This is a genomic window from Pseudomonas parafulva (assembly GCF_000800255.1).
GTDB lineage: Bacteria > Pseudomonadota > Gammaproteobacteria > Pseudomonadales > Pseudomonadaceae > Aquipseudomonas > Aquipseudomonas boreofloridensis.
In genome coordinates this window covers 5,009,928-5,031,720 of record NZ_CP009747.1, presented here as the reverse complement: position 1 = coordinate 5,031,720, position 21,793 = coordinate 5,009,928, and the positions used below count along the sequence as shown (strand labels likewise).

17 protein-coding genes are annotated in these 21,793 nt (G+C 66.9%); 12 read left to right on the top strand and 5 right to left on the bottom strand.

Annotated features, from left to right (window positions below; all coding sequences use genetic code 11):
* Positions 1-16: 16 nt before the first annotated feature.
* The 4 genes from speA to NJ69_RS21890 all read right to left on the bottom strand — a co-directional run bounded on the left by speA (position 17) and on the right by NJ69_RS21890 (position 4,291).
* Entirely contained in the window at positions 17-1,930 is a 1,914-nt protein-coding gene (gene speA / locus NJ69_RS21905; RefSeq protein ID WP_029614350.1) for an arginine decarboxylase, read from the bottom strand.
* A gap of 154 nt (positions 1,931-2,084) precedes the next feature.
* The gene (locus tag NJ69_RS21900; RefSeq protein ID WP_029614351.1) at positions 2,085-2,456 is read right to left on the bottom strand and encodes a translation initiation factor Sui1; all 372 of its coding nucleotides are present in this window, start codon (positions 2,454-2,456) and stop codon (positions 2,085-2,087) included.
* A gap of 237 nt (positions 2,457-2,693) precedes the next feature.
* Positions 2,694-3,227 carry an NUDIX hydrolase gene (locus tag NJ69_RS21895; protein WP_029614352.1) on the bottom strand — a complete coding sequence of 178 codons (534 nt, stop codon included), beginning with the start codon at positions 3,225-3,227 and terminating at the stop codon, positions 2,694-2,696.
* A complete protein-coding gene (locus NJ69_RS21890) occupies positions 3,224-4,291 on the bottom strand; it encodes a DUF2333 family protein (RefSeq protein WP_039582974.1) in 1,068 nt (355 codons plus the stop codon). The genes NJ69_RS21895 and NJ69_RS21890 overlap by 4 nt, the downstream gene beginning before the upstream one ends.
* Before the next feature lie 250 nt (positions 4,292-4,541).
* On the opposite strand from NJ69_RS21890, the gene NJ69_RS21885 reads away from it, so the two are divergent.
* The 6 genes from NJ69_RS21885 (at position 4,542) to accC (ending at position 12,715) form a co-directional block, all read left to right on the top strand.
* Positions 4,542-6,158: a diguanylate cyclase gene (locus NJ69_RS21885; RefSeq protein ID WP_039582972.1), complete on the top strand. Its 1,617-nt coding sequence runs from the start codon at positions 4,542-4,544 to the stop codon at positions 6,156-6,158.
* A 159-nt stretch (positions 6,159-6,317) separates the two neighbouring features.
* Positions 6,318-8,279: a methyl-accepting chemotaxis protein gene (locus NJ69_RS21880; RefSeq protein ID WP_039582971.1), complete on the top strand. Its 1,962-nt coding sequence runs from the start codon at positions 6,318-6,320 to the stop codon at positions 8,277-8,279.
* 103 nt (positions 8,280-8,382) lie between these two features.
* A complete protein-coding gene (locus NJ69_RS21875; protein ID WP_039582970.1) occupies positions 8,383-10,146 on the top strand; it encodes a protein-disulfide reductase DsbD in 1,764 nt (587 codons plus the stop codon).
* A 177-nt stretch (positions 10,147-10,323) separates the two neighbouring features.
* Entirely contained in the window at positions 10,324-10,779 is a 456-nt protein-coding gene (aroQ, locus tag NJ69_RS21870; protein ID WP_029614230.1) for a type II 3-dehydroquinate dehydratase, read from the top strand.
* A gap of 107 nt (positions 10,780-10,886) precedes the next feature.
* Positions 10,887-11,342: an acetyl-CoA carboxylase biotin carboxyl carrier protein gene (gene accB, locus NJ69_RS21865; protein ID WP_039582968.1), complete on the top strand. Its 456-nt coding sequence runs from the start codon at positions 10,887-10,889 to the stop codon at positions 11,340-11,342.
* A gap of 17 nt (positions 11,343-11,359) precedes the next feature.
* Positions 11,360-12,715 (top strand): acetyl-CoA carboxylase biotin carboxylase subunit, encoded by a 1,356-nt coding sequence (gene accC, locus NJ69_RS21860; protein WP_029614228.1) that lies wholly within the window; start codon positions 11,360-11,362, stop codon positions 12,713-12,715.
* Positions 12,716-12,992: 277 nt separating this feature from the next.
* On the opposite strand, the gene NJ69_RS21855 is transcribed toward accC, so the two are convergent.
* Positions 12,993-14,846 (bottom strand): sigma-54-dependent Fis family transcriptional regulator, encoded by a 1,854-nt coding sequence (locus NJ69_RS21855; protein ID WP_039582967.1) that lies wholly within the window; start codon positions 14,844-14,846, stop codon positions 12,993-12,995.
* Positions 14,847-15,131: 285 nt separating this feature from the next.
* On the opposite strand from NJ69_RS21855, the gene NJ69_RS21850 reads away from it, so the two are divergent.
* The 6 genes from NJ69_RS21850 (at position 15,132) to NJ69_RS21825 (ending at position 21,746) form a co-directional block, all read left to right on the top strand.
* The gene (locus tag NJ69_RS21850; protein ID WP_039582965.1) at positions 15,132-16,187 is read left to right on the top strand and encodes an ATP-NAD kinase family protein; all 1,056 of its coding nucleotides are present in this window, start codon (positions 15,132-15,134) and stop codon (positions 16,185-16,187) included.
* Between the two features lie 23 nt (positions 16,188-16,210).
* Positions 16,211-17,188: a thiamine pyrophosphate-dependent dehydrogenase E1 component subunit alpha gene (locus NJ69_RS21845; RefSeq protein WP_039582964.1), complete on the top strand. Its 978-nt coding sequence runs from the start codon at positions 16,211-16,213 to the stop codon at positions 17,186-17,188.
* A gap of 31 nt (positions 17,189-17,219) precedes the next feature.
* Entirely contained in the window at positions 17,220-18,242 is a 1,023-nt protein-coding gene (locus NJ69_RS21840) for an alpha-ketoacid dehydrogenase subunit beta (protein ID WP_029614155.1), read from the top strand.
* Entirely contained in the window at positions 18,239-19,345 is a 1,107-nt protein-coding gene (locus tag NJ69_RS21835) for an acetoin dehydrogenase dihydrolipoyllysine-residue acetyltransferase subunit (RefSeq protein ID WP_039582962.1), read from the top strand. Before NJ69_RS21840 ends, NJ69_RS21835 begins: the two co-directional genes overlap by 4 nt.
* Before the next feature lie 146 nt (positions 19,346-19,491).
* On the top strand, positions 19,492-20,370 hold the full coding sequence (gene prmA / locus NJ69_RS21830; protein ID WP_039582961.1) for a 50S ribosomal protein L11 methyltransferase: 879 nt from the start codon (positions 19,492-19,494) through the stop codon (positions 20,368-20,370).
* Between the two features lie 41 nt (positions 20,371-20,411).
* Positions 20,412-21,746, top strand: a complete 1,335-nt coding sequence (locus NJ69_RS21825; protein WP_039582960.1) for a DUF3426 domain-containing protein — start codon at positions 20,412-20,414, stop codon at positions 21,744-21,746.
* Positions 21,747-21,793 lie beyond the last annotated feature (47 nt).

Sequence of the window (21,793 nt, the reverse complement as noted above, 5' to 3'; positions counted from 1 at the left end):
CACCTCACCTAGGCAATCAGGACGACAGATAAGACGAGCGAGTCAGCCCCAGACGCAAGGCGTCGAGGAACTGGGTGCGCTCACGTGCGCTGATCTTGGCGCTGGCCACCTTGTCGCGGTAATGGGTCATCAACTCCTCCGGCGACAAGTGCACGTAGCGCAGCATGTCTTCGATGGTGTCGTGGGTCTCGATACCGGCGTGGTACACGCTGCCGTCGGCGTTCTGGTAGATGTTCACCGAATCGGTGTCGCCGAACAGGTTGTGCATGTCACCGAGGATCTCCTGGTAAGCGCCGACCAGGAACACGCCCAGCAGATAGTCTTCGCCTTCCTTGACCGCGTGCACCGGCATGCTGGTCTCGATGCTCTGCTCGTCGACGTACTGGTTGATCTTGCCGTCGGAGTCGCAGGTCAAGTCCTGCAGCACCGCACGGCGCATCGGCTCTTCGTCCAGGCGGTGCAACGGAATGATCGGCAGGACCTGGCCGATGGCCCAGGTGTCGGGCAGGCTCTGGAACACCGAGAAGTTGCAGATGTATTTGTCGGCCAGCTTGTCGTTGAGCTCGTCCAGCACCTGGCGGTGCGAACGCTGGCGCGCCTTGAGCGAGTTGTGCAGGCGCCGGCACACGGCGAAGTAGCACTGCTCGGCCAGGGCTTTCTCGGCCAGGGTGAGCTTGCCGTCGGCGTACTGCGCCGCCACGTCGCCCATGTAGTGCGTGGCGCGCCAGTAGGTTTCGGTGACCATCTCGATGTCGGTCGGACCGAGCAGGTCCACCAGCCACTGCACGGTCTCGGGCAGCGCGGCCTTGTTTTCGATGGTCGGCACTTCGTCGTTGTGGCTCTCCACGTCGGTGACCTGGATCACCAGCATGGCGTGGTGTGCAGTCAGCGAGCGGCCGCTCTCGGAGAAGATGTGCGGATGCGGCAGGCCCTGCGCGTCGCAGAACTCCTTGAGCATGCCCACCACCACGCCGGCGTAGTCGTCCATGTCGTAGTTGATCGAGCTGGCGTTGCGCGAGTGGGTGCCGTCATAGTCGACGCCCAGGCCGCCGCCCACGTCGATGTGATCGACCGGCAAGCCCAACCCACGCAGTTCGCCGTAGTAACGAATCGCTTCCTTGAAGCCGTGCTGGTAGTCGGCCAGGTTGGCGATCTGCGAGCCCATGTGGAAGTGCAGCAGGCGAATGCCCTGATCCAGCCCCGCCTCGCGGAAGCGCGCCACCACCGACAGCAACTGCGCCGCCGACAGCCCGAACTTGGACTTCTCCCCGCCGGTGTCGGCCCACTTGCTCGACGCCAGCGACGACAGGCGCACACGCAGCCCCACCTGCGGCTTGACCTTGAGCTCGGCGGCTTCCTCGATCACCAGGGCGACCTCGGACTCCTTCTCGATGACGATGAACACGTTGTGGCCCAGCTTCTGGCCCATCAGCGCCAGTCGGATGAACTCGCGGTCCTTGTAGCCGTTGCAGACGATGGTGCCGCCCTTGGGCGCCAGCGCCAGCACCGCCAGCAGCTCAGGCTTGGAGCCGGCTTCGAGGCCGATCGAGACGTTCTGGGTGGCGATGATATTCTCCACCACCGCTTCCTGCTGGTTGACCTTGATCGGGTACAGCGCGGTGTACTGGCTCTGGTATTCCAGGCGCGCGATGTTGGCGTCGAAGGCACCGGTCAATTGGCGCACGCGGTCCTGCAGGATGTCCGGGAAACGCACCAGCAGCGGCAGCGACAGGCCGCTCTGGCGCAGCTCCTCGACCTGTTCGAAGAGGTCGATCGGCGAGCTGTCCGGGCCGTTGGGGCGCACTTCGACGCGCCCGGCATCATTGATGGCGAAATAGCCAGCACCCCAGTGGCGGATCCCGTAAACACTGCGGCTGTCGGCCACGGTCCATTGGCTGCCATCGTCTTTGCGTGTGCGTCGTACGGACATTCAAGTCCCCTGTCGATAAGTTCTGGACACTGCCCCGCCTGGGAGGCGCGCGCAGTATGAAAGCTGAAGATGACGATTCGTCCGTCTGCGGCGGTAGACCCTGACCGCAGGAACGAGTTTAGAAAGCCACGGGCGAAAAATCCTCGTCGCGGGGTCAGCCGCCGGACTTCTTCGCCTTGAAACCCTGCTTGAGCAATTCGCCGAGCAGCAGTTCGACATGATCGCCCTGGATCTCGATGACGCCGTCTTTCAGGGCGCCGCCGGTGCCGCAGCGACGCTTGAGGGTGCTGGCCAGTTCCTTGAGCTGATCGAGCGGCAGCGGCACGCCGCTGATGGTGGTGACGGTCTTGCCGCCACGCCCTTTGCTTTCGCGGCGCACGCGGGCGATGCCATCGCCTTCGGGCACGGCCTGCTGCTTGCAGACACAGGCATCCACCGGCTGGCTGCAGTCGGGGCAATGCCGACCGGCGTCGGTGGAAAACACGAGACCGCCGAGGGCGGAAAAGGAAGAAGCTTTCTTGGCCACTTTTGTTCCTCTTGCTGAGGACAAAAACTGGTCGGCTCGCAGCATCGCTGGACCGACCGCGAAGCCCCACTCTGGCAGGGGCGGCGCTACTGTCGCAGATGCGGCGACAGCCCGAAAAGGGCGCGCAGTGTAACGGTAAATCGATGGCTTGCTAAGTAGCGGATTGCGGCATTTTCCACGCGTTATGCGACGCTCTGTTCAGGGGGCGGACGCCCCGCGCTGCCGATACCAGCGCTGTCACGAACTGGCCTTGAACCGCTGCAACGCCACCAGCGAATCCGGGCAGTAATCCTTCACTCGGCTCTCGGCCTCGGCCTGGGCCACGCTGATGAAGCGCGCCTCCATCACCTCTTCAGGCTGCAAGCGCAACGGCGCATCGGACACGGCCGAGTACACCGCGCACCACAGCCGGTTGCCCGGCTGGTCGAAGTAGAACTTCTCATGGAAGCGCAACGGCACATCCGCGATGCCCAATTCCTCACCAAGCTCTCGCGCTGCCGAGGCGTCGTAGCTTTCGCCCGCCCCCACCATGCCGCCGGCCGCCACATCCCAGAAGCCGGGATACAACGCTTTGCTCAAGGTGCGCCGGTGCACGCACAGCTCGCCTCGGCTATTGAACAGCAGGATGAAGGTACAGCGACCGATCAGCCCGCGCTCGCGCAACTCGGCCCGGGGCAGCGCGCCCAAGCAGCGATCCTGGGCATCGACCCAGGCCACCGACTCGGCGTCCGAAGCCGCACGGTGCGCGGCTTCGTCAGGGCTCAGGGTCATCCTTGCGAGAGCAACTGGCGCAGGTCGATCACGGCGGCGTTGGCCCGGGAAATGTAGTTGGCCATCACCAGCGAGTGGTTAGCCCACATGCCGAAGCCGCTGCCGTTGAGCACCATCGGGCTCCACAGCGGTTCCTGCGAGGCTTCCAGCTCGCGGATGATCTGCCGCACGCTGACCGTCGCGTTCTTCTTCGCCAGTACGTCGGCGAAGTCCACTTCAATGGCGCGCAGCAGGTGCGACAGGGCCCAGGCCTGGCCACGGGCTTCGTAGAACACGTTGTCGATCTGCAGCCATGGCGTCTCGACGATTTCCTCGTCGACCTGCGGCGCCTGGCCGGCCTGCACGGTTTCGGTCTTCAGGTTGCTGTTGAGCTTGACCCGGCCGACGCTGGCCGACAGACGCTGGGACAGCGAACCCAGGCGCGTGGCCACGTCGCCCAGCCAGTTGTTGAGGTTGTCGGCACGGGTGTAGAAGATCGCGCCCTTGTCGCCAGCGGCCAGGCGCGCCTGGTAGCGGCTAAGCGACTTGATGCCTTCCTCGAACTCCGATTCGCTGGACGGCAGGATCCAGCTCTTGTAGTCGAAGTTGAAGCGCGGTTCGGCCTTGGCCAGGTCGGCGTCTTCGGTGGATTGCGATTGCGAACGGGCGAAGTCCTTGCGCAGCGCGCGCGACAGGTCACGCACCTGGACCAGCACGCCGTATTCCCAACTCGGCATGTTGTCCATCCACAGGCCTGGCGGGAAGCGGTCGTTGGCGATGTAGCCACCGGGCTTGTCGAGCAGCGTGGCCGCGACGGTCTTCAGGGTCTCGGTGGTGGTGTAGCCGATCACCATCTGCTGGCCGTTGCGCTGGGCAGCGGCCTGGGCATTCTGCTGCACCGGGAACAGGGCCGGTTCCTGGCTCCAGTACCAGCCAAGACCGATGCACACCACCAGGTACACACCGATCAGGATAAGCAGGGCGCGGCTCCAGAGGCCGCCGAAGTAGCTACGGGTGGCGGCGCCACGGCCGTCGGCGCGCTCGCGCCGCTCGGCCTTGGCCTCGCGGTTTTTCCAGTCCAGCATGGCGTTGTCCTTAATCAAACATGAGGGTTCAGGGGCTTGGACCACAGGCCCGTGCCAGGGTGCCACGGCAAGCCTGCACCTGGGCACTATAAAGCAGACGCCGCCATGCGCATAAGCGACCCACGAGTCGCAAACTGAATGGACGGGCGTGAACGCTTTGTTGATCCGCGGCACTCACGGGTCGGACGATAGCTGCTAGCATAGAGCCATCATTGAACCTGCATACCTCTTTCCAACAAGCAGACAGGACATGACCGGACACGCCGAGCCCAGCCACGAGCGCTTGCGTCAACACTTCGCCCAGCGGGTCATCCACCAGGCTCGACAGATGCTGGAGACCTGGCAACGCCTGCAACGCGGCGAATGGTCGAGTGCCGGACTGGGCGAGCTGAGCGATGCCAACCTGCGCCTGCAGCGCTACGCCGAGCGCTTCGAGCAGGCCGAGCACATCGGCCTGGCGCAGGCCATCGGTCAGACCCTGGAGGCCATCGAAGCCAACAGCGCGCGCCTCAACTCGCAACTGATCGGTGAGCTCAACCGCCTGATGCAGCGCCTCTCGCGCACGGGCCTGCGCCAGGGCGACCAGCTCGACAGCGTGCACTTGCCGGCCGTGCGCAAGCCGGTGCATATCCTGCTGCAGGACGCCGAGCGCGCCGAGCGCCTGGCCCAGCAACTGGCGTTCTTCGGCCTGAGCGCACAAGCCCTGGACAGCGGCGAGGCCTTGCGCGCGGCGCTGAGCGAGCACCTGCCGGCGGCGATCGTCATGGACGTGGATTTCGCCGGTCCCGGCGCCGGCCTGCGCCTGGCGGCCGACGCCCAGCACGGTCTGCAAACGCCCATCCCACTGTTGTTCTTCAGTCTGCACGAAGCCGACACCCCCACGCGCCTGGCAGCGGTGCGGGCTGGCGGCCAGGAGTTCCTCACCGGCACCCTGGAAGCGTCGAGCCTGCTGGAGAAAGTCGAACTGCTCACCAGCACCACCCAGTACGAGCCGTTCCGCGTGCTGGTCATCGACGACTCGCGGGCCCAGGCCCTGAACACCGAGCGCCTGCTCAACGGCGCCGGCATCATCACCCGCACCCTCACCGAGCCGATGCGCGCCATGGCCGAACTGGCGGACTTTCAGCCCGACCTGATCATCCTGGATATGTACATGCCCGACTGTACCGGCGTGGAACTGGCCAAGGTGATCCGCCACAACGACCGCTACGTCAGCGTGCCGATCATCTACCTGTCGGCCGAAGACGACCTGGACAAGCAGCTCGATGCCATGAGCGAGGGCGGCGACGACTTTCTCACCAAGCCGATCCGCGCCCGCCACCTGATCACCACCGTGCGCAACCGCGCCGCCCGCGCCCGCCACCTCAAGGCGCGCATGGTCCGTGACAGCCTGACCGGGCTGTACAACCACACCCACATCCTGCAACTGCTCGAAGACTGCAGCTTCCGCGCCCGCCGCGAGCAACGGCCGCTGAGCTTCGCCATGCTCGACATCGACCACTTCAAGAAGATCAATGATCGCCATGGCCATCCCATGGGCGACCGCGTGATCAAGAGCCTGGCGTTGTTTCTCAAGCAGCGCCTGCGCAAGACCGATTTCATCGGCCGCTACGGCGGCGAGGAATTCGCCATCGTCATGCCTGACACCGGGCTGGACGCCGCGCACAAGGTGCTCGACCAGATCCGCCAGCGCTTCGCCGAAATCCACTACCCCGCCCAGCCTCAGGACCTGCAATGCACCTTCAGTGCCGGTGTGGTGCAGCTCGACGAGGCGCTCGATGCCCTGAGCATGGCCAGTGCTGCGGACGAGGCGCTGTACCGGGCCAAGCATGCCGGGCGCAATTGCGTGATGCGGGTCGAGCCGTAAGCGCCCACGGCGTTTCCTGCACAGCCATCAGCCACGACGCCAGCCATACCAGCAATGTGCCACTTTTTTATGGCGCCAAGCCTCCGGCGTCATCACGGCGTCACAAAATCGCAATAACTTCAGCCACCTACCTCACCATTGCCCAGGAAGTTAGCGGCTATGCGCCTGAAGTGGCTGACCAATTTCAACACCCTCTTGCTGGTGGCCGTGTGCTTTGCCCTGGGCGCGACCCTGTGGTGGTCGCAGCGCGCACTGGAGCGCCCCTACCAACTGATGGAGCGCTACCTGAGCCTGTCTCAGCAGTTCCAGAACCAGGCCGCCGACAATATCCAGGTCTACCTGGCCAGTGGCGACGCCCTGCGCCATGCCGCCGCCACGGAGGCCACCCGGCACCTGCACGAGGCGCTGGCCCAGTGGCCGGAGGATCTGGCCGCGCAACTGCGGCCCAGCCTCGACGGCCTGCAGGCGTTCACCGCCAACGAACTGCTGGCCGCCGGCAAACTGGCCGGCGACCCGCAAGCCCTGCTGCTGCAAGCCGAGCGCGAACTGGGGGCCAACTTCGAACAACTGGCCAGCTACGCCCGTGACAGCGGCAGCGCCGAGGCGCCGCGCTACCTGACACCCCTGCTGGACGCCTCGCTGCACCTGGGCCGCCTGGCGCTGGCCCGCGACAAACTGGTCAGCAGCGGTCGCGCCGAGCTGGCCGACGAGGTGGAACGCGAGCTGCAGCAGATCCGCGCCCAGGCCCAGCTCATCGACGCCCTGCCGCTGCTGGGGGTGACCCGCGCCGCCGAGTCCGGCGCCGACGACTTCGCCGCGATGATGGGCCTGCAAAGCCAGGCCAACGAACGCCAGGAAGATGTCGCCGTCGGCCTCAAGCGCGAACTGCAAAGCCTGCTCGGCCGTTACCCCGCCGAGCTGCAGCGCACCCGCGAACAGATCGAGCGCCGCGCCGCGCTGGCCGCCAGTACCCGCGAACGTATCGATGCCGTGCAGCAGGCCATCGCCGCACTGGAGCCGCAGGTGCGAGGCCAGCACGCGAAGATCGCCGCCGAAGTGCGACTCACCCAGGGCGTGATGATCGGCCTGATCCTGCTGATCGCACTGCTCATCGACACCCTGCAACGGCGCCTCACCCGCACCCTCACCAGCCTGGTACCGGCTCTGTCGCGTTGGGCCGAAGGCGACTTCGGCCAGCCCGTGGAGCTGGGCCGTACCAACCTCGAACTGCACGAGATCCAGGCCTCGCTGAACCGCCTGCGCCAGTACCTGGTGACGCTGGTGGGCACCTTGCGCGACAACGCCGAACAGGTCGCCGGCAGCAGCCACGCCCTGGCCGGCATGAGCACGGCGCTGCACGACGGCGCCGAACGCCAGGCCGGCGACACCGCGCAGATCCGCGACGCCCTGGGCGAACTGGAAGCGACCATCCAGCAGGTGGCCGGCGACGCCAGCGCAGCCGCCGACGCCAGCCGTGACGCCGGTCGCGCCGTGGAGCACGGCCAGGCGGTGATCGGCGACAGCCTGTCGGGGCTGCGTGCGCTGGTCGACGAGGTGCAGGGCAATGCTCAGCTGATCGAGCAACTGGCGGCCGAGTCGGCGACCATCGGTGGCGTGCTGACGGTGATCCGCGCCATCGCCGAGCAGACCAACCTGCTGGCGCTCAATGCCGCCATCGAGGCGGCCCGTGCCGGGGAGATGGGCCGCGGCTTCGCCGTGGTGGCCGACGAGGTGCGCTCGCTGGCCCAGCGCACCACCGGCGCCACCGGCGAAATCCAGGTGCTGATCGACCGCCTGCAACAGGCCGCGCGCGAATCGGTCAGCGGCATGCGTACCCAGCTCGAACATGCCGAGGCCACCGCCAGCCAGGCGCAGATGGCCGACGGTGCGCTGGACGAGATCGTCAGCGCCATTCGCACCATCGCCGACACGGCGGTGCGCATCGCCGATGTGACCGCCCAGCAGAGCGGCGCGGTGAGCGAGATCCGTGACCACAGTGAGCGTATCCATGCACTGGGCGAAGACAACCTGCAGCGTATCGGCGAAGGTCGCCAGCAGAGCGAGCAACTGCTGCAGCTCGGCGGCGAACTGAACCAGGCGGTCGGCGCGTTTCGCGTGTAAGCGCTCTGGGGTGCGGCGCTTCGCCGCCGCGCCCAGCCCGATCGCCCCCAGCCGCTGCCAACTCCGCTATCATGCCGGCCACGTTCCACCTCGCGAGTCCGCCATGCGCCGCTTGTTTTTCCTGCTGTTCCTGCTGCTGGCCGGCCCCAGCTTCGCCTCGGGCCTGCTCGACAACCGCCCCAGCGCCACCCTGGGCGCCGCCTCGCTGTCCAACAGCGCCGACTTCCTGCCGGTCCACGAAGCCTTCAAGCTGGAACTGCTCCAGGCCGATGCGCAGTCGATCAAGTTGCGCTTCGTCGCCACCGAGGGCTACTACCTCTATCGTCACCGCTTCCAGGTGCGCAGCGAGCCAGGCGACATCGCCCTGGGCAGCCCACGCATTCCCCAGGGCGAAGCCAAGCACGACGAGTTCTTCGGCGACGTCGAGGTGTACCACGGCATCGTCGACATCGAAGTGCCGCGCACCGACCCACGCGCCTTCACCTTGCTGGTGGGTTATCAAGGCTGCGCCGACAAAGGCCTGTGCTATCCCCCGGAAACCGCGCGCCTGAGCATTCCGGGAGAGGGCGCTGCGAACGCCGCCAGTGCCACCGAACGGCTCGATTGGCAGGCGCTGCTACTGTTCTTCCTCGCCGGCCTCGGCCTGACTTTCACCCCCTGCGTGCTGCCGATGCTGCCGATTCTGTCCGGCGTGGTGCTGCGCGGCCAGGTGGGCGGTTGGCGCGGCTTGAGCCTGTCGCTGGCCTACGTGCTGCCGATGGCCGCCAGCTTCGCCGGACTCGGCGCGTTGATGGGGCTGTTCGGCGCCAGCCTGAACCTGCAAGCACGCCTGCAATCGGCCTGGGTGCTGGTGCCCTTTGCGTTGTTTTTCGCGGTGTTCGCCCTGGCCATGTTCGGTCTGTTCGAACTCAAGTTGCCGCACGCCCTGAGCCAGCGCCTGGACCGGGTGGCACGCGGCACGCGCGGCGGATCACTGCTGGGCGCTGCGGTGCTCGGGGTGCTCTCCAGCCTGCTGGTCTCGCCCTGCGTGTCGGCGCCGTTGGCGGGCGCTCTGCTGTACATCAGCGCCAGCGGCGATGCCGTCGGCGGCGCCCTGAAACTGTTTGCCCTGGGCCTGGGCATGGGCGCACCGCTGCTGCTGGTGGCGACCGGCGGCGCGGCCTGGCTGCCCAGGAGCGGGCCATGGCTGAACAGCGTGAAGAACGTCATCGGCGTGCTGTTGCTGGGCGTGGCCATCGGCCTGCTCAGCCGCGTGCTGCCCGGGCCGCTGACGCTGCTGCTGGTCGGCCTGCTGGCCGCTGGCGTGGCACTGTTTCTCGGCGCGCTGGAGTTCGTGGTCAAGTCGCCGCGCCAGCGCCTGGCTCAGTTGCTCGGCCTGCTGTGCCTGGTCTACGCCCTGGCCTGCTGGTACGGCGCATTGGCCGGTCAAGGCGACCCACTGCGGCCGCTGCCGCCGCCCGCGTCTGCCGCCTCGGCGGCGCCTGAGCAGGCCGATGCCTGGCAGACCCTCACCACCCCCGCCGCGCTGGACGCGGCCCTGGCCCAGGCCAAAGCGGCCGGCCAGCCGGTGCTGCTGGACTGGTACGCCGACTGGTGCATCAGTTGCAAAGTGATCGAGAAGGACGTGCTCGGCGCCGCCCAGGTCCAGCCGATGCTGTCCGGCTTCAAACGGCTGCGCTTCGATATAACGGCCAGCAGCGCCGAACAGCGCAGCCTGCTCGACCGCTACCGACTGTTCGGCCCACCGGCGATGCTGTTCTTTGCCGCGAACGGCGGCGAAATGACCACTGATCGGGTGATCGGCGAGGTGAATGCCGAGGAATTTGCGACGATTCTGACGCGCGTGCGCGGCAAGTTGGGGCTATAACGTCCCACAGCGGCGTTTTTATCCCACGAAAGTGACCAAACCCAGGCTCGCAGTCACATACTTTGCCCGAACCTCGGTCAACGTGCTGGCTATTGCGGGGAACTGGACACTGCCACCGACTTGCGGCATAGTCGCCGCGCTATGTCGAATTGCCCTACAAAACCAAGGAATACGCAGATGGCCACCCTACTGGTGCTGCACGGCCCTAACCTGAACCTGCTCGGCACCCGCGAGCCAGGCGTCTACGGCGCTGTCACCCTCGCCCAGATCAACCAGGACCTCGAGCAGCGCGCACGCGCCGCCGGCCACCATCTGCAGTACTTGCAGAGCAATGCCGAATACGAGCTGATCGACCGCATCCATGCGGCGCGCCAGGAAGGCGTGGATTTCATCCTGATCAATCCGGCAGCGTTCACCCACACCAGCGTCGCATTACGTGACGCATTGCTCGCAGTGAGCATCCCATTCATCGAAGTGCACCTCTCCAACGTGCACAAGCGTGAACCGTTCCGTCACCACTCCTACTTCTCCGACGTGGCTGTAGGCGTGATTTGCGGCCTGGGCGCCAGCGGCTACCGCCTGGCCCTGGAGTCGGCCCTGGAACACCTGGCTGCCAACGCACAGCCCCGATGACACGCGGTTCAGGTCGATGGACCTGGCCCTGAAAGCACTACGAAGAAACGTTTTCGACACGTTTTCACATTTTAAGTCCCCGACCGAATCCTGGGAGTTGCTGATTAATGGATATCCGTAAAGTCAAAAAGCTGATCGAACTGCTGGAAGAGTCCGGCATCGACGAACTGGAGATCAAGGAAGGCGAAGAGTCCGTTCGCATCAGCCGTAACAGCAAAACCCCTGCCGGCGCCCAGTACTTCGCCGCGCCAGCGCCGATGGCCGCACCGGTTGCCGCACCTGCCCCTGCCGCTGCACCGGCCGCCGAAGCCGCAGCGCCTGCCCTCAAAGGCACCGTGGTCCGCTCGCCGATGGTCGGCACCTTCTACCGCAAGCCATCGCCGACCTCGCCGAACTTCGCTGAAGTGGGCCAGTCGGTGAAGAAAGGCGACACCCTGTGCATCGTCGAAGCCATGAAGATGATGAACCACATCGAAGCCGAAATCGGCGGTGTCATCGACGCCATCCTGGTAGAAGACGGCCAGCCGGTTGAGTTCGACCAGCCGCTGTTCACCGTCGTTTGAATCGCGGAGAGCCAACGATGTCTGGGAAGCTCGAAAAAGTCCTGATCGCCAACCGTGGGGAAATTGCCCTGCGGATCCTGCGTGCCTGCAAAGAGCTGGGCATCAAGACCGTCGCGGTGCACTCCACCGCCGACCGTGAACTGATGCACCTGGGCCTGGCAGACGAGTCGGTCTGCATCGGCCCTGCATCGTCCAAGGATTCCTACCTGCATATTCCGGCGATCATCGCGGCCGCCGAAGTCACCGGCGCCACGGCGATCCACCCGGGCTACGGCTTCCTGGCTGAAAACGCCGATTTCGCCGAACAGGTGGAAAAATCCGGGTTCGCCTTCATCGGCCCCAAGGCCGACACCATTCGCCTGATGGGCGACAAGGTGTCGGCCAAGGACGCCATGATCAAGACCGGCGTGCCTACCGTGCCGGGCTCCGACGGCCCGCTGCCGGAAGACGAAGAGACCGCACTGGCCATCGCCCGTGAAGTCGGCTATCCGGTGATCATCAAGGCCGCTGGCGGCGGCGGTGGTCGCGGCATGCGCGTGGTGCACAAGGAAGAGGACCTGATTGCCTCGGCCAAGCTCACCCGTACCGAAGCCGGTGCAGCCTTCGGCAACCCGATGGTGTACCTGGAAAAGTTCCTGACCAACCCGCGCCACGTGGAAGTCCAGGTCCTGTCCGACGGCCAAGGCAACGCGATCCACCTGGGCGACCGTGACTGCTCGCTGCAGCGCCGTCACCAGAAGGTACTGGAAGAAGCGCCAGCTCCAGGCATCGACGAGAAAGCCCGCCAGGAAGTGTTCAAGCGCTGCGTGGACGCGTGCATCGAGATCGGCTACCGCGGTGCAGGTACTTTCGAGTTCCTGTACGAGAACGGCCGCTTCTACTTCATCGAGATGAACACCCGCGTCCAGGTCGAGCACCCGGTCTCGGAAATGGTCACCGGTGTCGACATCGTCAAGGAGATGCTCAGCATCGCCGCAGGCAACAAGCTGTCGTTCCGCCAGGAAGATATCGTGGTCCACGGCCATTCGCTGGAATGCCGGATCAACGCCGAAGACCCGAAGAAGTTCATCCCGAGCCCAGGCACGGTGAAGCACTTCCACGCACCAGGTGGCAATGGCGTACGTGTCGATTCGCACCTGTACAGCGGCTATTCGGTCCCGCCGAACTACGACTCGCTGATCGGCAAGCTGATCACCTGGGGCAAGGACCGCGACGAGGCCATGGCCCGTATGCGCAATGCCCTGGACGAAATCGTCGTCGATGGCATCAAGACCAACATCCCGCTGCACCGCGACCTGGTGCGCGATGAAGGGTTCTGCAAAGGCGGCGTGAACATCCACTACCTCGAGCACAAACTGGCCAACCAGGAGTGATCGCGTTAGCGTGATGGACCCGAACCCCGGACGCGTTCCGTAATGCTGTTCACTTAATATCTGTATTGCTGGAATTAGGGCTGCTGCGCAGCCCATCGCGGCGCAAGGCCGCTCCCACAGGGTCCGTACAGCCCCATGTTTCAGGGTTTGCGCGGACTTTGTGGGAGCGGCCTTGTGCCGCGAAAGGGCCGCGAAGCGGACCCAGCATTCTTTAAGTGAACAGCATTACGGACGCGTTCCGGGGTTTTTCATGGGCGCTCGGTCGTCGGCGGGGCGCTCAGCCTTTCATGCGTGGCATCTCGATCCGATGCTCGTGCACTCGCCGATACAAGGTTGCCCGCGAAATGCCCAGTGCACGCGCGGCGTCAGCCGGTTTCCAGCGATGGCGAATCAACGCGTCGAGCAACGCCTGTCGTGCTGGGCAGGACACCACGCCGTCGCCCGTCTCCAGCACCTCGCCGCGCACCTCGTGCGGTAAATCCCTGCATTGCACCTGCCCGCCCTCACTCACCGCGCACGCATAGCGCAGCACCTGGCGCAACTGGCGCAGGTTGCCAGGCCAGCGGTATTCCAGCAGCGCCTGCAACGCCGCATCGCTCAGCACCACGTCCACACCGCAGGCCACGGCCTCTTCGGCGAGCAAGCGCTGGATCAGACCGAGCCTGTCCTCGCGCGCGCGCAGCGGCGGCAGCGCGAAGCGGGCATTGGCCAGGCGGTAATAGAGGTCTTCGCGAAACAGCCCCTGCGCCACCCTCGCGGCCAGATCGCGGTGCGTGGCGGCGATCACCTGAATGTCGACGCGCTCACGTCGCGCCGCGCCCAGCGGCGCCACCTCACCTTCGGCCAGCACCCGCAGCAGACGCGTCTGCAGGTTCAGCGGCATGTCGCCGATCTCGTCGAGGAACAGGGTGCCGCCGTGCGCCTGCTGCAACAGCCCCTGCATGCCCTTGCTCGACGCCCCGGTAAAGGCCCCGGCCACATAGCCGAACAGCTCGCTTTCGATGAGGCTTTCCGGAATGGCCGCACAGTTCAACGTGATGAAGGGACCGGCGCTGCGCTGGCTCTGGTGGTGCACCTGGCGGGCGAACACCTCCTTGCCCGCCCCCGTCTCGCCCTCGACCAGCACCGCCAGGTTGCAGTCCTTGACCCGCGTCGCCAGGCGCAGATGCTGTGCGATACGCGAATCCTGCGCGCTGTGCAGCGGCGACGCGGGGGTACGCTGGCGCGGCGCGCTGACCCGCCCATACAGGCCACCCAGCCCCGGCAGGCGCTGGGCCGAAGCGTTGCAGACCTGGCGCAACTGCGCCTGGTCGAACAGCTCGCCAATGTGCGCCGGCAGCCGCCCCAATCGCTGCACCAGGCACTGCCGGGCCAGGCTGTTGAGCGCTTGCAGGCGGCCCTCGGCATCCCAGGCCAACAGATAATCAGGCTGGCTCTCCACGTAGCCCGGCGTACCGTGCGCGCGCATCACCCAGTGCCCCTGGGCCTGGTGCATGAAGAAGGCGTTCTCGATCTCCCGCGCCGTGCGTTCGACCAGTTGGCGGATCAGGTGCTGGCTGCGCCGTTCATCGGGCGAGCGCAGCGCGGAAACGTCGATCACCCCCAGCAGGTCGCCCAGCGGGTCGAACACCGGCGCCGCCGTACAGGTCAGGCCGATGAACGCGGCGCGAAAGTGATCGCGCTTGTGCACCGTCACCGGCGCCTTGCTGGTCAGCACCGCCGCGACCCCACAGGTGCCCTCTTCGCCTTCGGACCAGCAGGCGCCCAGGTCCAGCCCGGCCTTGCGGCAGTCGCTGCGGATGTTCGTCTCGACCCGGTAATCGATGGTCTGCCCCTGGGCATCGGTGAGCAGCACGCAGTAGTCGGCGCCGCGCACCTGTTCATGCAGGCGCGCCACGGCATCGCCGGCGATGCGCAGGAACAGCTCGGCGCGTTCGCGGCATTCGTTGAGCAGGCGTTGTGAAAGGATGCGCGGGCCCTGCTGGGAGGCCGGGTCCAGACGGTACACCTCCATGGAGCGTCGCCAGGAGTCGAGGATCAGCGGCGGTACGGGCGCCTGGGGCAAGCGCTCGGCGTTTTTCACCACGCGACTGACGCAATCGACGTGGGCTCGGGAATGCGCGGCAAGCATGAGGCCTCCGGTTCCTGTGGTTCTTGTCGTTGTGCGGCCATTAAGCGCTTGCCGGCAGGCATCGACAAGCCTCGACTGATTATCGGCAGGCGTGAGACGCCGCGTCTCAGCAACCCCCGCCGCGGGTGAGCCAAGCGACACGCCGCGTCTCAGCGAAGTCCCGGGCGCGCTCCGTCGAACTCTGCCCAGAGTGCTCTATTACAGCCCTCTCAGCACCAAACCCAAGAGCTGGCACCGCGCTTGCTCCTGCTCCGGGCAAGGCATAACAACAAGATGAGGTGCGCCATGACGCAGCCCGGCCCCACCCTCGGAATCATCGCCAACCCGGCCTCCGGTCGCGACTTGCGGCGCCTGACCAGCAGCGCCGGGCTGCACTCGAGCACCGACAAGGCCTCGGCCATCCAGCGCCTGCTCGCGGCCTTCGGCGCCACGGGCGTGGCCAAGGTGCTACTACCCAGCGACATGACCGGGATCGCCGCTGCCGTACTCAAGGCCAGCCAAGGGCCGGGGGCGAGTCTGCAGCACTGGCCGGCCGTGGAAATCCTCGACCTGCCCCTGACCCAGACCGTCGCCGACACCCACCTGGCCGCCCGCCGCATGCGCGAGCGCGGCGTGGACCTGATCGCCGTGCTGGGCGGCGACGGTACCCACAAGGCGGTGGCGGCGCACGTGGGCGACATCCCGTTGCTGACCTTGTCCACCGGCACCAACAACGCCTTCCCACAACTGCGCGAAGCCACCAGCGCCGGACTCGCTGCCGGGCTGGTGGCTACGGGTCGGGTGCCCGCCAGCCTGGCGCTGCGGCGCAACAAGCGACTGCTGGTGAAGGTGCCCGAGCAGGGCCTGTGCGAATGGGCGCTGGTCGAAGTGGCGGTCTCGCCCCAGCGTTTCGTCGGCGCCCGCGCCCTCAGCCGGCGCGAGGATCTCGACGAAATCTTCGCCTGCTTCGCCGAGCCCCACGCCATCGGTTTGTCGGCCCTGTGCGGGTTGTGGCAGCCGGTGAGCCGCGAGGCGCCGCTGGGCAGTTGGGTGCGCCTGAGCCCCGGTGCCGAGCAGGCGCTGATCGTGCCGCTGGCCCCTGGCCTGCTGCAAGGCTGCGGCATCAGCGCCAGCGGCACGCTGAGCCCGGACACCCCGCAGCGTCCGCACCTGCGTGCCGGCACCCTGGCGCTCGACGGCGAGCGCGAGATCGAATTCGCCGCCCACGACACCCCGACCATCACCCTCGACCTGCACGGCCCGTTGACCGTCGAGGTCGAGGCCGTGCTCGCCCACGCCGCCCGTCATCGCCTGCTGGCCGTGACCCACGGCCACCGACTGCACCCTGCAACCCCGTGTTGAGACAACCCCTGGAGAACAACAACATGTCCACTGAGCTCAGTTCAGCGCAATTGCTGCATGCCTATGAAGTGATGCGCACCATCCGCGCCTTCGAGGAACGCCTGCACGTGGAGTTCGCCACTGGCGAGATCCCCGGTTTCGTCCACCTGTATGCCGGCGAGGAAGCGTCGGCAGCCGGGGTCATGGCGCACCTGCGCGACAGCGACTGCATCGCGTCCACCCACCGCGGCCACGGCCATTGCATCGCCAAGGGCGTCGATGTGCACGGCATGATGGCCGAGATCTACGGTAAGCGCACCGGCGTGTGCGGCGGCAAGGGTGGCTCGATGCACATCGCCGACCTGGGCAAGGGCATGCTCGGCGCCAACGGCATCGTCGGGGCTGGCGCACCCTTGGTGGCCGGTGCGGCGCTGGCGGCCAAGCTCAAGGGCCGCGACGACGTGGCGGTGGCCTTCTTCGGCGACGGCGCCTCCAACGAAGGTGCGGTGTTCGAGGCGATGAACCTGGCCTCGATCATGAACCTGCCGTGCATCTTCGTCGCCGAGAACAACGGCTACGCCGAAGCCACTGCGTCCACCTGGTCGGTGGCCTGCGACCACATCGCCGACCGCGCCGCCGGGTTCGGCATGCCCGGAGTGACCATCGACGGCTTCGACTTCTTCGCCGTCTACGAAGCCGCCGCTGCCGCCATCGCGCGCGCCCGCGCCGGGCAAGGGCCGTCGCTGATCGAGGTCAAGCTCAGCCGCTACTACGGTCACTTCGAGGGCGACGCCCAGACCTACCGTGCCCCGGACGAGGTGAAGAACCTGCGCGAGCAGCGCGACTGCCTGCTGCAGTTCCGCGACAAGACCACCCGCGCCGGCCTGCTCGACGCCGCCCAGCTCGACGCCATCGACGCCCGCGTCGCCGACCTGATCGAGGAGGCCGTACTCCGCGCCAAGGCCGACCCCAAGCCACAACCGGCCGACCTGCTCACCGACGTCTACGTCGCCTATCCCTGAGCCGACCCGAAGAACGACAAGGAGAATCACCATGGCTAGAAAGATCAGCTACCAGCAGGCCATCAATGAGGCCCTGGCTCAGGAAATGCGCCGCGACAGCACGGTGTTCATCATTGGCGAGGACGTGGCCGGCGGCGCCGGTGCGCCCGGCGAGGACGACGCCTGGGGGGGCGTGCTCGGCGTGACCAAGGGCCTGTACCACCAGTTTCCCGGCCGCGTGCTGGATGCGCCGCTCTCGGAAATCGGCTACGTCGGCGCGGCGGTCGGCGCCGCGACCCAAGGGCTGCGCCCGGTCTGCGAACTGATGTTCGTCGACTTCGCCGGCTGCTGCCTGGACCAGATCCTCAACCAGGCCGCCAAGTTTCGCTACATGTTCGGCGGCAAGGCCGTGACCCCGCTGGTGATGCGCACCATGTACGGCGCGGGCCTGCGCGCCGCCGCCCAGCACTCGCAGATGCTCACCTCGCTGTGGACGCACATCCCCGGCCTGAAAGTGGTGTGCCCGGCCACGCCCTACGACGCCAAGGGCCTGCTGATCCAGGCGATCCGCGACAACGACCCGGTGATCTTCTGCGAGCACAAGCTGCTGTATGGCCTGCAGGGCGAGGTGCCGGAAGAGGTGTACACGGTGCCGTTCGGCGAGGCCAGCTACCTGCGCGACGGCGACGACGTGACCCTGGTGACCTACGGGCGCATGGTCCACGTCGCGCTGGAAGCCGCCGCCAACCTGGCCCGCCAGGGTATCGACTGCGAAGTGCTGGACCTGCGCACCACCAGCCCGCTGGATGAGGACAGCATTCTGGAGAGCGTGGAGAAGACCGGCCGACTGGTGGTGATCGACGAAGCCAACCCGCGCTGCTCGATGGCCACCGACATCAGCGCACTGGTGGCGCAGAAAGCCTTCTGCGCGCTCAAGGGCCCGATCGAGATGGTCACCGCGCCGCACACGCCGGTGCCGTTCTCCGACGCGCTGGAAGACCTTTACCTGCCGGACGCGGCGAAGATCGAAGCGGCCGTGCATAAAGTGATCGACGCTGCGAGGAATGCCGCATGAGCCAGATCCATACCCTGACCATGCCCAAGTGGGGCCTGTCGATGAGCGAAGGCCGGGTCGATACCTGGCTCAAGCAGGAAGGCGACACGCTCAACGCCGGCGAGGAAGTGCTGGACGTCGAGACCGACAAGATCAACGGCAGCGTCGAGTCGCCATTCACCGGCGTGCTACGTCGCTGCGTCGCCCAGCCCGACGAAACCCTGCCGGTGGGTGCGCTGCTGGCGGTGGTGGTCGAGGGCGAAGCCGACGAGGCCGAGATCGACGCCGTGGTGCAGCGCTTCCAGGCCGAGTTCGTCGCCGACGGCGGCAGCGACCAGCCCCAGGGGCCGCTACCGCAGAAGGCCGAGGTCGGTGGGCGCCTGCTGCGCTGGTTCGAGCTGGGCGAAGGCGACACACCGCTGGTGCTGGTGCACGGCTTTGCCGGCGACTTGAACAACTGGCTGTTCAACCACCCGGCCCTGGCCGCCGAACGGCGGGTGATCGCCCTCGACCTGCCCGGCCACGGCGAATCGGCCAAGGCCCTGCAGCGCGGTGACCTGGACGAACTGAGCGCGGCGCTGCTGGCCCTGCTCGATCACCTGGGCATTGCCCGCGCCCACCTGGCCGGCCACTCCATGGGCGGCGCGGTATGCCTGAATGCGGCGCGCCTGGCGCCGCAGCGAGTGGCCAGCCTGACCCTGGTCGCCAGCGCCGCACTGGGCGAAACCCTCAACGGCCGGTACCTGCACGACTTCATCGAGGCCGGCAGCCGCAATGCCCTGAAAGGACCGATGAGCCAGCTGTTCGCCGACGCCACGCAGGTGACTCGGCAAATGCTCGAGGACATGCTCAAGTTCAAGCGCCTGGAGGGCGTGGACGCCGCCTTGCGCCAACTGGCGGCGGCGCTGGCCGAGGGCGACCGGCAACGGCACGACCTGCGCAGCGTGACCGCCGAGCACCCGACGCTGCTGGTCTGGGGCGCCGAGGACGCGATCATCCCAGCGTCCCATGCCGACGGGCTGAGCGCCCAGGCGCAGGTGCTACCGGGTGTCGGGCACATGGTGCAGATGGAGGCTGCCGACGCGGTAAACGCTGCCGTGCTGGCGTTCCTGCGCCAACCCTGAACGCGGCGCCCGCCTGGCCTGGGTCGCGCCGAACGCTGCGATCGAGGCCAGGCCTTCGGCTCTACAAACCCCGCGCACTCGCGTAAACTTGCACGCTTTCGCGCAGCCCCGTCGCTGCCCCTGCAGATTTACCAAAGGTGCCCGCCATGCCCTGGCTGCAAGTACGCCTGGCCATCAGCCCGGAACAAGCCGAAACCTACGAAGACGCGCTGCTGGAAGTCGGCGCCGTCTCGGTCACGTTCATGGACGCCGAAGATCAGCCGATCTTCGAGCCCGACCTCAACACCACGCCACTGTGGTCGCACACTCATCTGCTGGCGCTGTTCGAGGCCGACGCCGAGCCTGAGCAGGTGTTCGCCCACCTGCGCCTGCTGACCGGCGACACGCTGCCGGAGCACCAGGCCGAGGTGATCGAGGACCAGGACTGGGAGCGCAGCTGGATGGACAACTTCCAGCCCATGCGCTTCGGTCAGCGCCTGTGGATCGTGCCGAGCTGGCACCAGGCGCCGCAGCCCGAGGCGGTGAACCTGCTGCTCGATCCGGGCCTGGCCTTCGGCACCGGCACCCACCCCACCACCGCCCTGTGCCTGGAATGGCTCGACGGTCAGGCGCTGGACGGCGTTCAGGTGCTGGACTTCGGCTGCGGCTCGGGCATCCTGGCCATCGCCGCGCTGCTGCTCGGCGCCCGCGAGGCGGTCGGCACCGACATCGACGTGCAGGCCCTGGAGGCCTCGCGTGACAACGCCGGGCGCAACGGCATCGCCGAACAGCGCCTGGCGCTTTACCTGCCTGAGCAGTTGCCGGCCCTGCAAGCCGACGTGCTGGTCGCCAACATCCTCGCCGGGCCGCTGGTGTCGCTGGCGCCGCAGTTGTCCGGCCTGGTGCGCCCCGGTGGCTTGCTGGCGTTGTCGGGCATCCTCGCCGAACAGGGCGAAGAGGTGGCCAAGGCCTATGCTGACGATTTCGACCTGGACCCGATCGCCGAACGCGACGGCTGGGTGCGCATCAGTGGCCGTCGCCGCTGAACCTCTTGGACCCAACCCCTGCACAGCCCCCGGATCGCCGCATGACCGACAGTTTCGTCACCCAGTGCCCGCATTGCCAGACCCGCTTTCGCATCAACCATCAACAGTTGAGCGTGGCCCGTGGGGTGGTGCGGTGCGGGCAGTGCCTGCAGGTGTTCAACGCCGCCCGGCAGTTGCTCGAACAAAGCCAGATCAGCGCCGTGAAGCCGCTGACCGAGGCCCCGGCACAGCCGCCGCAGACACCCCTGGCAGCCGCTCCGGTGGCCGCCGACCCCGTGGCGCCGCCGCCCACTCAGGGCGACTGGGCTGCCGACCTCGACGCCATGGACCTGGACCAGGCCCTCGCCCACCTGGAACGGCGCGGCCCGGACGCGCAGCGTCAGCGCGCGCACGGCGACGACTCGCTGCAGGCGCGGCGCGACGATCCGCGTGCCGATGAGCTCGGCGAGCAGGCCTTCGGCACGGCCAACGACGAGCACCTCGAACCGCATCCCGAGCCCCCTCCGACGCCGATTCTGCTCGACACCCCGGCGCCGGACCTCGACGCCGAAGACAGCGCGCGCACCGAACCCTCGCTGGGCACGCGCCTGGACCTGGACGACGACGAACGCCCCACCGGGCTGCACGCCGAGCACGACGAACCCTTCGACGAGGCGCCGCCCCTGCGCGAGCCAGCGCTTGAGCGCAGCGGCCTGTCGGCACTGGACGACGAAGTCGCCGCCGTGCGGGTCTCGGCCCGCGACGACGACGATCACCTCGAGCCCCCCGACGAAACTGGCGCCGACGAACGGCTGGAGCCGATGCTGTCGAGCACGCCGAGCCGGACCCGCAAGGCGCCGCTGGTGGAGGTGATGGACGATCCACTGCAACTGGGTTGGCAGAAACCCGCACCGAACTGGGGCAAGCGCCTGCTCTGGGGCGCGCTGGCGCTGATCGCCGCCGGCCTGCTTGTGTTCCAGTACGTCTACTACCATTTCGACGAAATGGCCCGCCACGACCGCTATCGCCCGCTGTTCCAGCAACTGTGTCCGACGCTCGGCTGCCAGGTGCCGACCCGCGTCGACATCAACCGCATCAAGAGCAGCAACCTGGTGGTGCGCAGCCACCCGGACTTCAAGGGCGCCTTGATCGTCGACGCGATCATCTACAACCGCGCCCCGTTCAGCCAGCCCTTCCCGCTGCTGGAATTGCGCTTCGCCGACCTCAACGGCCAGTTGATCGCCAGCCGTCGCTTCAAGCCCAGCGAGTACCTCTCGGGCGAACTGGCCGGGCGCGGCGAAATGCCCAGCCAGACCCCCATCCACATCGCCCTCGACATCCTCGACCCTGGCCCCAAGGCGGTGAACTACAGCCTCAGCTTCCGTTCCCCGGATTGACGCAGCGCCAAGCGGCAAGCGGCAAGCGGCAAGCAGAAGCCGATCCG

Excerpts from the sequence above, each read along its gene's own strand:
- NJ69_RS21890 (WP_039582974.1), bottom strand. The coding sequence starts at position 4,291 with ATGCTGGACTGGAAAAACCGCGAGGCCAAGGCCGAGCGGCGCGAGCGC.
- NJ69_RS21855 (WP_039582967.1), bottom strand. The coding sequence starts at position 14,846 with ATGCTTGCCGCGCATTCCCGAGCCCACGTCGATTGCGTCAGTCGCGTG.
- NJ69_RS21880 (WP_039582971.1), top strand. The coding sequence starts at position 6,318 with ATGCGCCTGAAGTGGCTGACCAATTTCAACACCCTCTTGCTGGTGGCC.
- NJ69_RS21845 (WP_039582964.1), top strand. The coding sequence starts at position 16,211 with ATGTCCACTGAGCTCAGTTCAGCGCAATTGCTGCATGCCTATGAAGTG.
- NJ69_RS21840 (WP_029614155.1), top strand. The coding sequence starts at position 17,220 with ATGGCTAGAAAGATCAGCTACCAGCAGGCCATCAATGAGGCCCTGGCT.
- NJ69_RS21850 (WP_039582965.1), top strand. The coding sequence starts at position 15,132 with ATGACGCAGCCCGGCCCCACCCTCGGAATCATCGCCAACCCGGCCTCC.
- NJ69_RS21875 (WP_039582970.1), top strand. The coding sequence starts at position 8,383 with ATGCGCCGCTTGTTTTTCCTGCTGTTCCTGCTGCTGGCCGGCCCCAGC.
- accC (WP_029614228.1), top strand. The coding sequence starts at position 11,360 with ATGTCTGGGAAGCTCGAAAAAGTCCTGATCGCCAACCGTGGGGAAATT.
- speA (WP_029614350.1), bottom strand. The coding sequence starts at position 1,930 with ATGTCCGTACGACGCACACGCAAAGACGATGGCAGCCAATGGACCGTG.
- NJ69_RS21825 (WP_039582960.1), top strand. The coding sequence starts at position 20,412 with ATGACCGACAGTTTCGTCACCCAGTGCCCGCATTGCCAGACCCGCTTT.
- aroQ (WP_029614230.1), top strand. The coding sequence starts at position 10,324 with ATGGCCACCCTACTGGTGCTGCACGGCCCTAACCTGAACCTGCTCGGC.
- prmA (WP_039582961.1), top strand. The coding sequence starts at position 19,492 with ATGCCCTGGCTGCAAGTACGCCTGGCCATCAGCCCGGAACAAGCCGAA.
- accB (WP_039582968.1), top strand. The coding sequence starts at position 10,887 with ATGGATATCCGTAAAGTCAAAAAGCTGATCGAACTGCTGGAAGAGTCC.
- NJ69_RS21835 (WP_039582962.1), top strand. The coding sequence starts at position 18,239 with ATGAGCCAGATCCATACCCTGACCATGCCCAAGTGGGGCCTGTCGATG.
- NJ69_RS21895 (WP_029614352.1), bottom strand. The coding sequence starts at position 3,227 with ATGACCCTGAGCCCTGACGAAGCCGCGCACCGTGCGGCTTCGGACGCC.
- NJ69_RS21885 (WP_039582972.1), top strand. The coding sequence starts at position 4,542 with ATGACCGGACACGCCGAGCCCAGCCACGAGCGCTTGCGTCAACACTTC.